This is a genomic window from Ignavibacteria bacterium, assembly GCA_015709655.1.
Lineage (GTDB): Bacteria > Bacteroidota > Ignavibacteria > Kapaibacteriales > Kapaibacteriaceae > OLB6.
Genome location: CP054181.1, coordinates 19,141 through 33,124, shown reverse-complemented (window position 1 = coordinate 33,124; position 13,984 = coordinate 19,141). Strand labels below are relative to the sequence as shown.

The 13,984-nt window shown below is 47.9% G+C and carries 11 protein-coding genes and 1 tRNA gene; 6 read left to right on the top strand and 6 right to left on the bottom strand.

Features of this window, described 5'->3' with window-relative positions:
- Nucleotides 1–37 precede the first annotated feature (37 nt).
- The 5 genes from HRU79_00115 to kdsA form a co-directional block, all read right to left on the bottom strand.
- Nucleotides 38–379, bottom strand: coding sequence for an HU family DNA-binding protein (locus HRU79_00115; GenBank protein QOJ25122.1), 342 nt, complete (start codon nt 377–379; stop codon nt 38–40).
- 101 nt (nt 380–480) lie between these two features.
- Complete coding sequence (gene pgsA / locus HRU79_00110; GenBank protein ID QOJ25121.1) at nt 481–1,578, bottom strand: CDP-diacylglycerol--glycerol-3-phosphate 3-phosphatidyltransferase; 1,098 nt, start codon at nt 1,576–1,578, stop codon at nt 481–483.
- Nucleotides 1,578–2,366, bottom strand: a complete 789-nt coding sequence (locus HRU79_00105) for a triose-phosphate isomerase (protein QOJ25120.1) — start codon at nt 2,364–2,366, stop codon at nt 1,578–1,580. The genes pgsA and HRU79_00105 overlap by 1 nt, the downstream gene beginning before the upstream one ends.
- Nucleotides 2,363–2,911 carry an LPS export ABC transporter periplasmic protein LptC gene (lptC, locus tag HRU79_00100; protein QOJ25119.1) on the bottom strand — a complete coding sequence of 183 codons (549 nt, stop codon included), beginning with the start codon at nt 2,909–2,911 and terminating at the stop codon, nt 2,363–2,365. Before lptC ends, HRU79_00105 begins: the two co-directional genes overlap by 4 nt.
- Nucleotides 2,893–3,678, bottom strand: a complete 786-nt coding sequence (kdsA, locus tag HRU79_00095) for a 3-deoxy-8-phosphooctulonate synthase (GenBank protein ID QOJ25118.1) — start codon at nt 3,676–3,678, stop codon at nt 2,893–2,895. Before kdsA ends, lptC begins: the two co-directional genes overlap by 19 nt.
- Nucleotides 3,679–3,844: 166 nt before the next feature.
- On the opposite strand from kdsA, the gene HRU79_00090 reads away from it, so the two are divergent.
- The 6 genes from HRU79_00090 (at nt 3,845) to HRU79_00065 (ending at nt 12,067) form a co-directional block, all read left to right on the top strand.
- Entirely contained in the window at nt 3,845–6,418 is a 2,574-nt protein-coding gene (locus HRU79_00090) for a DNA translocase FtsK (GenBank protein QOJ25117.1), read from the top strand.
- 129 nt (nt 6,419–6,547) lie between these two features.
- Nucleotides 6,548–9,412, top strand: a complete 2,865-nt coding sequence (gene uvrA / locus HRU79_00085) for an excinuclease ABC subunit UvrA (protein QOJ25116.1) — start codon at nt 6,548–6,550, stop codon at nt 9,410–9,412.
- 115 nt (nt 9,413–9,527) lie between these two features.
- Complete coding sequence (locus HRU79_00080) at nt 9,528–10,274, top strand: electron transfer flavoprotein subunit beta/FixA family protein (GenBank protein ID QOJ25115.1); 747 nt, start codon at nt 9,528–9,530, stop codon at nt 10,272–10,274.
- Nucleotides 10,275–11,240, top strand: coding sequence for an electron transfer flavoprotein subunit alpha/FixB family protein (locus HRU79_00075; protein QOJ25114.1), 966 nt, complete (start codon nt 10,275–10,277; stop codon nt 11,238–11,240). It begins immediately after the preceding gene.
- 85 nt (nt 11,241–11,325) lie between these two features.
- Entirely contained in the window at nt 11,326–11,940 is a 615-nt protein-coding gene (locus HRU79_00070; protein ID QOJ25113.1) for a bifunctional nuclease family protein, read from the top strand.
- Between the two features lie 50 nt (nt 11,941–11,990).
- Nucleotides 11,991–12,067 (top strand) — tRNA-Met (locus tag HRU79_00065).
- Between the two features lie 65 nt (nt 12,068–12,132).
- Here HRU79_00065 and HRU79_00060 read toward each other — a convergent pair.
- Nucleotides 12,133–13,929, bottom strand: a complete 1,797-nt coding sequence (locus HRU79_00060; protein QOJ25112.1) for a long-chain fatty acid--CoA ligase — start codon at nt 13,927–13,929, stop codon at nt 12,133–12,135.
- Between the last annotated feature and the right edge of the window lie 55 nt (nt 13,930–13,984).

The window sequence follows — 13,984 nt, the reverse complement described above, 5'->3', positions numbered from 1 at the left end:
GGCTCACAAAAATGTGAGCCTCGTCGTACGTGAGCCGTCACTTCTTCTTCTTTGCTGCGGCTTTCTTAGCTGGTGCTGCTTTCTTTGCAGAAGCGGCCTTCTTTTCGCCGTTGACAATGGCTTTCAGTTCGGCGCCCGGCGAGAACTTAGCAACCTTACGAGCTGCAATCTTTTGCGGCTTGCCCGTTTGCGGGTTGCGCCCCATGCGTGCAGCACGTTTGCCTACCTTGAAGGAGCCAAAACCAATTAAGGAAACATCATTCCCTTTGCCCATCTCAGTTTTAATAGCCGTGAGTGTTGCGCTGAGAGCTGCATCGGCCAGTGTTTTACTGAGGCCGGCACCATTGGCAATCGCTTCAACTAGCTCTGCCTTGTTCATACAAACCTCGTATGAGTGTGATGAAGATGAATTAATTACAGTTCGAACATAGCCCATAACCATGCGGGTTAGCAAGGGTAATTTTTCCACAATGACCGTATTTACAAGGTTTTCAGAGCAAAAGGGGTCAATTGAACGAAAAAATTAATGCAGTACACCACTACAATGGTATAAATGGAGGCAATCACATCGTCGGCAATTACTGCCCAGGCTTCGGTTCGGTTGTTCAGTGTAGAGGCTGGAACGGGCTTTGCAATATCGAAAATCCTGAATAACAGGAACCCGCCTACGATGTACCAGACACTGGCGGTCATCATTGGTACTGCATAAACTACACACATTCCAATTGCCTCGTCAATAACAATTCGACCCGGGTCTGGACCCCACGACGGCTGAAGAGTTTTAATTGCCCACAGTGCTGGAAGGGCTAGTGCACATGCCGCAATACAGAACCAGAACCAGACGTCGGCTACTCCGGTAGTAATGAGCGCAATAAACATGAACACAAGGCTGCACCACGATCCGGGTGCAACCGGCAGGTACCCAGTGTATCCTACGGTGGCAATGGTGACTGCAATCTGATGGCTGCTCATGATTGGTCTGGAAAGCAGGTTACGGTATCGAACTGTATAGTCAATACCGGTGATCAGGGTGTAAACAGTGAGTACAAGCAACATCCACCATACCAATTTTGAATACAGTATAGAAACAATATCGGTCGTTGTACCTAAAACCATACCTGAGAGTTCAAACCCGGGATCGGTGATCGAAAGCCAGTACAGGAATAAGACGCTGATGATGACAACCATTTGCAGAGCAGTCTTCCATTTAGCAAGGCGGGTAGTTTTAACAGATGTTCCACGCTCTTCAGCAATGTTGCGTAAAGCAGTAACAACAAAATCACGAATAACATTAACCAGTACCATCCAAAGCGGCATGATTCCGATAATATAAAACGTTACGAAGGCAGAAATTGTTAGCACTTTATCTGCCAGCGGATCAAGGTATGCTCCCATATCCGTTACCTGTCCGTAGGCTCTGGCAAGATACCCGTCAAGCCAGTCAGTCAGGGCAGCAGCAATAAAGGTAATGCAGGCCAACGAAACTGTAAGTGGTGTACCGGCTACAGCGAGTGCAAGAACAATTGGCGCAAGAAACAGTCGCGTTAGTGTAAGAATATTGGCAAACGTAAGATTCATCAGGCACCGGCAGCAATGGCAATGGAAAGAAAGTCACTGCTGAGCGAAGCTCCTCCAACAAGTACTCCGTCAATGTCAGCCATCGATATAAAGTCTCGCGCATTATCAGACGTAACGCTTCCACCGTAAAGCACGGGCAATTGTTTGCCGCAAATGATCAGACAGTGCTGCTTGACTGTTGAATGTACACTGGTAGCCTGGTCAGATGTTGCAGCGTTACCTGTGCCGATGGCCCAGACAGGCTCGTATGCGATCACGCATTTCTGAAGTGATTCAGGACCAAGTTCCGAGACGATTCCGTCAATCTGCTCTATCAGCACCGCCTCTGTTCTCCCCTGCCGACGTTCGTCCTGGTTTTCTCCGATACAAACGATCGGCGTTAATCCGTTCCTGAGAGCTGCAGCAGCTTTCTTTCCAATGACCTGATTTGTTTCGGAATGGTACCGACGTCGTTCACTGTGTCCGACGATCACCCAGGTGCATCCAAGTTCAGCCAGCATTGCAGGACTTACGTCGCCTGTAAAAGCCCCCTTGTCATGATAGTGACAGTCCTGTGCACCAACGTAGAAGCGTGTACCATGAAACAGTCTGGCAACTTCGCTTAAAACCGGAAAAGGCGGACATATCACAATTGGAACCAGGTCGCGATTGTCATACTCGATGTTGTCATCGCCTAAAAGGTCCAGAGCTTCCGAGCTGGATCCGCTTCGTAAGAGTCGAGCAAGGTTGATGCCTTCTGATCCGCTCGCAGTCATTTTCCAATTACCAATAACATAGGTTTTTTTCATCGGCGGTGTACTCCTCTCACTCGGAATATCGTATAATTAATTAGCATGTGATCTGATACAAAACCAATGCCGTCTATCTCTTCTGTAGGTGTGGTAATCCGAACGGCATCTGAGGTTTTAATTTTCTCGTCACCCTGATCCCAGTTAAGTGTTGCTGTTTTCAGCGTAGTATTGCTTGAATCCGAGTGTACGACTACGTTTCCAATCGCAGTCATATTTTTTGTTCGGTCATCAATCACTGCACTGTCTGCCACAAGAGTAGCAACTTCTTTTACGCTGTTTTTTTCATAAAACACAATTCGGATTCCCTGACCGAGTAATGTTTCCATTCGTGTTTCATACACTTGAGCTTTGCCTGCTTGCAGAACAGCTTTTGTAAATGAACTGTCCTGAAACCGTACCTGAATATTGTAGCTAACATGAAGTGGTGCCATCAAGTAAGGATCATTATCAGAGCGTTTATACTGTTGATGCTGGGAACTAGAGGTAAGTAATACCATTGTGGCAGCAATGCTGAGTGCGTAACCTATCGTACGGCATTCCATACACGCAAAATGGAATGTAGAAAGTTCTCAACCAAATGCAGAGGCATTTGTGTGGCTGCGTCACTGAGTGCACGAGGCGGATCCGGGTGTGTTTCAATGAATAGCCCTCCAATTCCGGTAGCCATCGCTGCGTGTGCCAGCCCGGAAATAAACTCCGACTTCCCGCCGCTCTGCGTTCCAAGACTGGGCTGCTGCACACTGTGCGTGGCATCGTAAATCACCGGTAAGCCTGAGGCTTTCATTGTAATTAGACCTCTCATGTCAACCACCAGGTCATGGTAGCCAAAAGTTGTACCGCGCTCGGTTAGCCATACATGGCGATTGCCGGTTGCCAGCACCTTGTCAGCCGCCCTGATAACATCCTCTGGTGCCATAAACTGGCCCTTTTTAATATTTACGACCTTACCGGTATTAGCGGCAGCTTCAAGGAGTGACGTTTGTCTGCTGAGGAAGGCAGGTATCTGAAGAACATCACATACTTCCGCGGCAATGGCAGCCTCGTGGTCTGCGTGAATGTCAGTAAGAACAGGTATGCCAAAAGCCCCTTTCACTCTGGCGAGAGCCTCTAGCGCTTTTGCATCTCCGATGCCGGTAAACGACGTGTGACTTGTTCGGTTTGCCTTGCGGTACGAAGATTTGAAGACAAGATCAATTGGTAATCCGCTGGTAATCTGCACGAGGTGGCGGGCTACGTCCATGACTAATTCAGCACTTTCAACAACGCACGGACCGGCAATTAGGAGCAATCGGTTTGGGGAGTATATCATACAGACCGCAAATTATCCATAATTTTCAGCGCAGCGAATTTTACTTGAATGAGGAACTGTGTCGACAATACCAGATCATTTACCCCCCAGACGTTCAGCAAGGAGACGCATCGTTGAGTCCGAGCCGGTCCCCGATCCTACGATTGTGGAGCAGGCTGCGCCAGGTATGCAGGTCCGAAACATCAGAATCGTGGCTTTTCTGCTGTCACTTCTGTGCTTTCTGATTCTGCTGGCCTTGCTTTCGTACACTCAACGCGACGAGGCAAATGCCCAGCTTACAGCCCGTGATCTTTTTGGAACACTGAAAGGAACAGACGATTTACGACTACGGTTCGAAACAACACATAACTGGCTTGGTCTGTTAGGTGCAGTTATCAGCCACTGGCTGTTCACAAATACGGTTGGCATCTGGTCAGTCGCATTCCCCATTTTGGGATTGCTGGCAGCATGGGACTTATACCGTTTTCAGAAGATTTCACCGTTGCTGACAAAACGTTCCGTTGCAACGGTACTCTCTACAATTATCGTGTCGTCCATTGTTGGTACAGCACAGCTGGTGTCTTGGTTGCCCGAGATAGGAACCATTTACAGTGGCGCCGTTGGACAGTTCTTCGCCGGTGTATTAACACCAATCATCGGATCAATCGGAAGTTTCCTGTTCTTTTTCACTGCTCTGTTCTTTACCGTATCATTTGGATTTACAATTCCTGTTGACTCACTGACTGCACTTGCCAGGCGGGGGGGTGAAGTTCTTATGAATGTAGTCCGGACAAAGGCCACTAAGCGTCATGATCCCGACCAGACAGAATCGATCGCCGGTGTTGCAGATACCGTCTCCGAACGCTCTTCCGATGATGGTTCGGTCATCGTCCGGCCGGCACGATCATCGGCGGACGGTGTTACGATCGTTCGATCCGGTGCAGAAGCTGGTATAGCATCTAAGCCCGTGGTTCCATCGGAAAAACCGGTTGACGCAGCACTTGGAAAACAGGATAAAAATGTGCGCTACGGGTTGGATGAAGTCCAGCGGCGGTCAGCAACCACGTCTCTGGACTCGAGTATTTTAAACCCGATTGAGAAAGGACCATCCGATCCGGGTGATGTGCCGGAGCTGCCGCTCTTTTTAAATGATGATGATGAAACTGATACCAACACCAACACCCCCACCGAAGAAAGTGGTGCTGAGCCCACGTTAATCGTGAACGTTGAAGAGAAGGTTCACAGGGAACCCGAGGTAGAACTCTCCAACGTTACGCTCTACGATGAAAACATTGTGTATAAGCCACCTCCAGCTTCTCTCCTGGTGGAAGGTACGGACGAAGTGTCGGTTAACGAAGAAGAGCTTCGCACGAATGCAAAGATCTTGCAGGATAAGCTTGAAACATTTCGGATTAAAATTGAAAACCTGACGGTGCAGCCGGGTCCTGTTGTCACTCAGTACGAGTTTGTGCCAGCAAGTGGTATCAAGGTTTCACAGATTGAATCCCTAGCTGACGATATTTCGCTTGCCCTTAAAGCACCAGCTGTACGAATTCAGGCACCTGTCCCCGGCAAGGGTACGGTAGGTATCGAAATACCTAATCTCAATCCGTCCCTGGTACGATTCAGTAGCATTATAAAAAGTAAAAAATACCACAATCCCGATATCAAGCTCCCAATTGCATTAGGAAAAACTGCCGTTGGCGATGTTTACTGTGCTGACCTGACAAAGATGCCACACCTCCTTATTGCCGGCGCAACCGGGAAAGGCAAATCTGTTGGCATTAACACGCTGATTGCATCACTGATTTACAGGATGCATCCCCGTGATTTGAAGTTTGTGATTGTTGACCCTAAACGGGTTGAGATGAGTCTCTACCGCGAGCTGAAGAATCATTTCCTTGCCGTATCGCCTGATATCGACGAAACCATTGTTACCGAACCTGCCAATGCCGTAACCATCTTGAAAAATGTTGTCGAAGAAATGCAGCTGAGGTACAATATTCTTGCAGGATGCGGGCAGCGGAATATTGCCGACTATAACCGCAAGGTTAAGGATGGCAAGATCAAGGATAAGGATGGTATTAAACACAGACCAATGCCCTATATCGTTGTCATTATTGATGAGTTGGCAGACCTGATGATGACAGCAGGCAAGGATGTAGAAGAACCCATTGTACGCTTGGCCCAGCTGGCTCGCGCTGTTGGTATTCACTGCGTGGTGGCTACACAACGTCCGTCTGTTGACGTTGTAACCGGTCTTATCAAGGCAAACTTTCCCGCTCGCATTGCGTACCAGGTAAGTGCCCGCGTTGATTCGCGGACAATTCTTGATACCAGTGGTGCCGAGCACTTGATTGGTAACGGTGATATGCTTTTCGCTCCTGGAAATACACCTAAGCCAATTCGAATGCAGAATGCTTTTATTTCTACCGAAGAAGTTGAAGCCCTTTGTGAACACATTGGAAAACAAAAAGGATATAAAACACCATATATTTTGCCATCAATTGCCCAGAAACGTCAGGGCGGCACCAGCACCAGCGATGATGTTGACGTGTTGTTTGCTGACGCCGCCCGCATTTTTATTCAGCTTCAACAAGCATCAGTCAGTACGTTACAGCGGCGCCTAAAAATCGGCTATGCCCGTGCAGCCAGGATCGTAGATGAGCTTGAAAGCGCCGGCATCGTGGGTCCACCGGACGGCAGCAAGGGCAGATCAGTTCTACTGCAAAGCGAGAGTGAACTTGAAGCCTATCTGTAGCGTTTGTCGGACGTTTCTTCTGAAAAAAGCTCCTTACGAACTTTGCCACCATGGATGCCGTATGGTTTTGATACTCCTGATTCCACAAACAAACACCATTAACATCCCTGTACCGATAACTGGTAAGCCATGACAACGGAATCGAATCTCACAACAATACAGATACGTGGAGCACGCGAACACAATCTTAAAAACATTAGCCTGGATATACCACGTGACCAGCTTGTAGTAATCACAGGATTAAGTGGCAGTGGCAAATCGTCGCTAGCGTTTGATACGATTTACGCAGAAGGACAACGCCGATATGTAGAGTGTATGAGTGCCTATGCACGTCAGTTTCTCGGGATCATGAAAAAACCCGACGTCGATCTGATTGAAGGTCTTTCGCCTGCCATCAGTATTGAGCAAAAAACTGTTGGACACAATCCACGCTCCACTGTGGGTACCGTTACCGAAATCTACGATTATTTACGACTTCTGTATGCCAAGGCTGGCATTCAGTACTGCGTACACTGTAACATTCCGGTTATGCAGCAGAGTCCTGATCAGATCGTTGAATCGGTACTGATTCATGCCAAAGACATGCCAGAAACTGCCATCTGTTACGTGTATGCACCCCTTGTGAAAGGCCGAAAGGGTCACTACCGCGAACTTTTCGAGCAGCTCCGACGTCAGGGCTACACCCGGGTTCGGATTGATGGAGAAGTGCAGGAGATTTTAGAAGGGATGCAGTTGCGACGATACCAGACTCACGTAATTGATGTTGTGGTGGACAGGCTGCAAGTAAATGAGGGACAACAGCGACGACTCACAGAAAGTATCGAAACAGCCTTGGCAGTCGGCGAGGGAAACGTCTACATTGAGTTCCTGCGTAATAACACCTCGCTACAGAAATTAAACTACAGTACCAGCCTTTCATGTCCGCAGTGTGGTTCCAGCTATAGCGAACCTGCACCCAATAGCTTTTCGTTCAACTCCCCTTTTGGCGCCTGTACTGCCTGCGAGGGCCTCGGGCAGACTCGCAATTTTGATCCTGCACTCATTATTCCTGACACATCCGTCTCGATTGCTGACGGCGGGATAGCTCCGCTTGGTAAAAAACGCGAAACATGGTTGTGGCAAATTGCAAGTGCCTACTGTCGCGAAACCGATATCAATGTCTCGAGTCCGATTGCCGACATCCCTGCTGAGAAGCTTCACCTGTTTCTGGAAGGAGGTGATAACATCCGTGCAAAAGTTTCGTATAAACAACGTAGCGTATTTCACCGGTTTATCGGATTATTACCAGCCTTACGACATCAATACGAGCAAACAACATCGTCTACAAGCAGAAAACTCATTGAACAGTACTTTTCTTCAAAGCCATGTAGCGAATGTCACGGAGCACGCATCAGGTCCGAAAATTTGTTTATCCGGATTAATGATAAAAATATCTATGAAGTCACGACTCTGGATATCGAGACTGCTGAAGCATGGTTCAGAGACCTTGCCAACCACTTGTCTAACAGGCAACGCATCATTGCCGGAATTATCATTAAGGAAATTGTATCGCGGCTTCGTTTTTTAAATCAGGTCGGTCTCAGCTATTTAACACTTAGCCGTTCATCCAGAACCCTGAGCGGTGGCGAAAGCCAGAGGATTCGTCTGGCCTCACAGATCGGCAGTCAGCTTGTGGGAGTTACCTATGTTCTTGACGAGCCGAGCATTGGGCTGCATCAGCACGACAACATGAAACTTATTCAATCACTCAAAGAATTACGCGACCTGGGCAATACCATCATCGTAGTTGAGCATGATAAGGAAATGATTGTTGAGGCCGACAAGGTAGTGGACATCGGTCCGGGTGCAGGGATTCATGGCGGGTCAGTCACCGCACAATTTTCAATGAGACCTGACGCTCCAGCACCGGAATTTTCTGGTAAGTCATTAACCTACGACTATCTATCAGGCAAGAGCAGCATTCCAATACCTGCCGTCAGGCGAAGCAATGCAGGAAACGAACTCGTCCTCACCGGTGCATCCGGGAACAACCTCAGGAACGTCACACTGAGGTTACCGCTTGGAACATTTACGTGTGTAACGGGCATGAGTGGTAGCGGCAAGAGTAGCTTAATCAATTCAACACTCTATCCAATTCTTGCAAAACATTATCACAAAGCGGAAACGAACCCGCTACCCTACGATTCGATTACCGGGCTTGAGTATCTGGACAAGGTAATTGAAATCGATCAGGCACCAATAGGCCGTACTCCAAGATCAAACCCGGCAACCTACACCGGGCTCTTCACCCATATCCGTGATTTTTTTGCAGTACTACCTGATGCTAAGGTACGCGGGTACAAAACGGGACGGTTTTCTTTTAATGTTGCAGGCGGACGTTGTGAAGAGTGCGAAGGGTCAGGGCTTCGGCGCATAGAAATGAGCTTTCTCCCTGATGTTTATGTGAACTGTGAAACGTGTAATGGCAAACGGTATAATGCCGAGACCCTTGCAGTTCAGTATAAAGGAAAGTCAATTGCCGATGTTCTTGACATGTCGGTCGATGAAGCACTTGACTTTTTCTCCAGTATCCCAAAAATCAGGCACCGGCTGCAAACATTATATGATGTTGGCCTGAGCTATATCCGCCTGGGTCAGCAGGCGCCTACGCTTTCTGGTGGTGAGGCTCAAAGGGTTAAGCTCGCCACCGAACTGGCAAAGGTAGGTACGGGTAAAACACTCTACCTATTAGACGAACCTACCACTGGACTGCATTTTGATGACATCCGGGTTTTGTTAAAGCTGCTCGATACCTTGGTGGACAGAGGGAATACAGTGCTTGTGATTGAACACAACCTGGACGTTATTGCACATGCCGACCATATTGTTGATCTTGGTCCGCATGGAGGCAGACATGGCGGTATCATCGTGGCTTCAGGAACTCCCGAGCAAATTGCTGCTCACCCAATGTCAATTACAGGGCAATACGTACGGAGCATGCTTACAGGTGCATAACCCCGCTTGGTTAGAACCACGGTTTCACAGGTTCCGATGCATGGTAGGCACTGCAAGACTAGAAAATTGATTGCGGTATATTTGTTCTTCCAATTTCAACCAATCATTGTATACCATGAATATTTTAGTGTGTGCATCCCTGGTTCCAGATACATCGGCGAAGATCGGTGTAGCGGACGATGGAAAGAAAATCAATCCACAAGGGGTTAAGTTTATCCTTAATCCATATGACGAGTTTGCAATTGAGGAAGGCCTTCAGCTTAAGGAAAAACATGGCGGCACGGTTACCACGGTAACAGTTGGTACTCCTGCCTCCAAAGAAGTGCTCCAACGAGCGCTGGCAATGGGGTCCGATGCAGCTGTGCTCATTAACGACCCACATTCCTCTGACTCGTTTGTTGTTGCAAGCAGCATTGCAGAGTATGCCAAGGAACTGTCACCCGACATTATCATTTTTGGAAAACAAAGTATTGACTTTGATTCGTTTGCCGTGCCTGGAATGGTAGCGCAACTCCTGGAACTGCCTAGTGTATCGATTGTAAGTACACTTACAATTGATGGAACGACCGTTACTGCTGAGTGTGACATCGAAGGAGGTAAGGAAAAAGTAACCTGTTCCCTGCCCTGCATTGTCAGTGCTCAAAAAGGACTGAACGATCCTCGATATCCCAAACTGCCTGACATTATGAAAGCCAAAAGCAAGCCCATCACCGAACGGGCAGTTTCATCGGTTCAGTCAAGGACGGAAACTGTATCAATGACTCTTCCTGACCTGAAACGGTTAAATAAAATATATTCTGACTCTGACGCAGATATCGCAGAACTGGTACGGTTGTTACACGAAGAAGCAAAGGTGATCTAAATGTTAGTGTTTTTAGAAACAGGAGTAAATGGATTAAAGCGTTCCTCTTACGAAGCAATTACAGCAGCACGTAAGGTTGCTGGCGGAAAGAAAGTCTGCGGGGTAGTTTTTAATGCAAGCGCTGAACACATAGCTGCTGCAGGTGCCTACGGTCTTGAGTCGTGCATCAACGTTATTGGTTCCGGAGTAACGGAATACGCCAACGGTGTATGGGCACGCACGATTGCAGATGCTGCCAAACAATGCGGCGCACAAATGGTATTGTTTTCTGCTAATGCACATGGCAAGGACTTGGCGCCGCGTGTGGCCGTACTCCTGGAAGCTGGACTACTTGTTGACTGCGTAGAACTCGACGGTGCACCCGGCAATATCGAAGCCGTACGCCCAATTTTCGGTGGAAGGGTTTTACAAAAAGTACGGTCCACCACCCCTGTTACGGTAGTTACCGTACGTCCGAATGTTTTTACTGCAAGGACGATTGAAAACGCAACACAGCCGCAGGAATCTCAGATTAGTATCTCGGATAGCGCACAAGTGCGTTCTGCCGTCGTAAAAGAAACGATTGTAAATCAGGGACGACTGGATGTATCGGAAGCTGATATTGTTGTCAGTGGTGGAAGGGGGCTTAAGGCTCCTGAATATTTCGAATTAATCGAGAACCTTGCCCGTGTTCTTGGTGGTGCTGTTGGTGCGTCACGTGCAGTAGTTGACGCCGGATGGCGGCCTCACAGTGAACAGGTAGGCCAAACCGGTAAAACCGTCAGCCCAACGATGTATGTGGCTTGTGGAATTAGTGGCGCCGTTCAACATCTTGCAGGAATGAGTTCCAGCAAGATCATTGTTGCCGTTAACAAGGATAAAGACGCACCCATCTTTAAAATGGCCGACTATGGGATTGTTGGTGATGTTTTTGATGTCCTACCAAAGCTCACGTCAGGGATTGCCACGATTACTCATAAAAATTAACTGTGATTTCCAAGTGACCGTATGAAGATCGTACCTTCCCCAAACCATCACACTTACAAATTGCTTCAGTAACTTCCGAGGAACCATGGCGCGTATCCAAATGGACATCTTTGGTTTAACAGACCGTGGCATGAGCCAGGGTGCTTATGCCCTGATCTTAAAGGAAGCCGATGGACAGCGGAAGATGCCGATTATTATCGGTATTCACGAAGCGCAGGCTATTGCCAGCGAGCTGGAAGGAATTCATGCACAGCGTCCGCTTACGCATGACCTGATGCGTTCAGTGATCGAAGGCCTTGGAGCACACCTCAAAGAGGTAGTAATTCACTCGGTTCATGACGGGACCTTCTATTCATCACTGATCTTCGAGAATAGCAACGTTGAAATCGACGCACGCCCAAGTGATGCCATCGCTTTGGCAATTCGCTGCGGAGTCCCCGTGTATGTTACCGAAGAGATACTATCACAGTCTTCAGATGAAACCGAAGACTCAGGTACCGATGGTTCTGCTGCATTTGGTTCTCTTTCGCAGTCGGACAGCGATGATCCCCATGCGCTTAATCCGGAGCTAGGCAGGAAGCCAGCCAGGCCTCTGACAGCGCGAGAACGTCTGGAACAGGAATTAGAGGATGCTGTTCGGCTGGAAGACTACGAGAGAGCCGCTCAAATACGCGACGAACTGAACAAGTTGCACGATTAGGTGCCTCCGGTCTGTTGTTATTAAGTGCTATCTCTTATCTTTGTGGCTCTGCCGGAGTAGCTCAGTTGGTTAGAGCAACGGAATCATAATCCGTGTGTCGGGGGTTCAAATCCCTCCTCCGGTACCATTCGGGTACACATATCTGGTACAGAACACGTCAGGTGTACGACCTTCAGATACCTTCTGCAGGTATTACTTTTTTGACTGATACAATAATTCGATCTGACTGCTATACTTTGCTAACACAGCATTACGCCGAACCTTTAGCGTAGGCGTCAGTAATTCATTTTCAACCGTAAATGGCTCACTTAGCAGCAGAAAACGTCGTACCTGTTCATACTTGGCAAATCCGGTTTGCAGTGAACCAATTGCAATTTTGATTTCGGAGAATAATTCTTCACTCCTCACCAGCTCGTCCCAGTTCTGAGTTGGCAAATTGCGCCGTGCTGCCCATTCAAGCACCGCGTCCTGATCAGGAACGATAAGCGCTGTACAGTATTCACGTCCGTCGCCAACAAGCATGACCTGATTGATATATTTACATTCTTGTAGTTTACTTTCAATTGGTAGAGGGACAATATTCTTTCCGCCGCTTGAAACGATGAGGTGCTTTTTCCGGTCTGTAATCCGTAAGCGTCCATCCGTATCAATCACACCGATATCGCCTGTAGATAACCAGCCCTCGCAATCGATCATTGCCCTGGTTGCTTCCTCATCAGCCCAGTAGCCAGCCATGACATTGGGTCCCCTTGCAAGGATTTCCCCATCCTCTGCAATCTTAATTTCTACGTTAGGAAGTGGTGTTCCCACTGTACCGAGTTTTTCCTCGCCTTCTCGATTAACCGTCAGCACAGGCGACGTTTCCGTTAATCCGTATCCTTCAAGAATAGGTATTCCGAGTGCCTTAAAAAAAATACCATCCTCATATCGAAGAGCGGCTCCTCCAGAGATGAAGAAACGCAGGTTGCCTCCAATCCGATTTCTAATCTTTGACAATACAAGGGTACGTGCCACCCTAAATGTCAGGGTGCTGGCAGGTGTATGATTTCCGGCTGCATATCGTTTCCCGGTATTCAGAGCCCACATTCCTAGATGTTTCTTAACTCCCGATTCCCTGCTAACTGTTTGCTCGATTCGTATCCGGATGCGCTCGAACAGCCGTGGTACCGATGTCATGATCGTTGGCTGTACCTCCTTCATATTCTCTGCAACCGTTTCGATGCTTTCGGCAATAAAGGTAGTGCCACCAACGGCAAAGGCCAGATAGTAACCGCTCATGCGCTCATAGCTGTGACACATGGGAAGATAGCTCAGAAAAGTGTCCGTAGCCGATAGGTTAAATACAGACAACGAGGCCTTTATGTTTGACAACAGGTTGTCGTGCGTAAGCATGACTCCCTTAGGATTGCCCGTTGTTCCACTCGTATAAATCAGCGTCAGTATATCTTCGGGTTGTACGTTTGACGTATGGTCATAAAATCGTTTAACTCGCTGCTTCTCCGGGATTCTCTGTCCAAGTTCAGCAACATCTGAAAAGTGCAACATACCGTGTGAAATTGGAACATCAGCGTTCATCACGATAACAACTTCCAGCGACGGGATAGACGCACGTATACGCTGCAATTTCTCGGCAATAAGCGTATTGGAAACAAAAACAGCACGAGTTTCGCAATTGTTAAATACGTAAGCCAGTTGCTGCTCAGAGAGCGTTGTAAAAACGGGAACGTCAATGCCTCCAATACCCGTAATAGCAAAGTCTGCGATGATCCACTCCAACCTGTTCTCACTTACAATTCCAACACGGTCTCCGGCCTTTATTCCAAGTTCCAGCAATCCATTGGCAAGATCACACACATCGTTGAACAACTGAATGTGGCTGACGTGTTGCCAGATTCCGTTAACTTTTCTGGAATATGCAATCTTATCAGGTGAAGCACTGAACCTGTTACAGACTTCCAAAAACATCCCGGGTATTGTTGTTGCCTGCATTGCTGTATGAGCGATAGTGGATCCTGCCTGTAAATTTAGCAAGAATATGCATTTA

Coding starts and splice junctions, on each gene's coding strand:
- uvrA (QOJ25116.1), top strand. CDS start 6,548: ATGACAACGGAATCGAATCTCACAACAATACAGATACGTGGAGCACGC.
- pgsA (QOJ25121.1), bottom strand. CDS start 1,578: ATGAATCTTACGTTTGCCAATATTCTTACACTAACGCGACTGTTTCTT.
- HRU79_00070 (QOJ25113.1), top strand. CDS start 11,326: ATGGCGCGTATCCAAATGGACATCTTTGGTTTAACAGACCGTGGCATG.
- HRU79_00080 (QOJ25115.1), top strand. CDS start 9,528: ATGAATATTTTAGTGTGTGCATCCCTGGTTCCAGATACATCGGCGAAG.
- HRU79_00060 (QOJ25112.1), bottom strand. CDS start 13,929: ATGCAGGCAACAACAATACCCGGGATGTTTTTGGAAGTCTGTAACAGG.
- HRU79_00105 (QOJ25120.1), bottom strand. CDS start 2,366: ATGAAAAAAACCTATGTTATTGGTAATTGGAAAATGACTGCGAGCGGA.
- lptC (QOJ25119.1), bottom strand. CDS start 2,911: ATGGAATGCCGTACGATAGGTTACGCACTCAGCATTGCTGCCACAATG.
- kdsA (QOJ25118.1), bottom strand. CDS start 3,678: ATGATATACTCCCCAAACCGATTGCTCCTAATTGCCGGTCCGTGCGTT.
- HRU79_00115 (QOJ25122.1), bottom strand. CDS start 379: ATGAACAAGGCAGAGCTAGTTGAAGCGATTGCCAATGGTGCCGGCCTC.
- HRU79_00075 (QOJ25114.1), top strand. CDS start 10,275: ATGTTAGTGTTTTTAGAAACAGGAGTAAATGGATTAAAGCGTTCCTCT.
- HRU79_00090 (QOJ25117.1), top strand. CDS start 3,845: ATGCAGGTCCGAAACATCAGAATCGTGGCTTTTCTGCTGTCACTTCTG.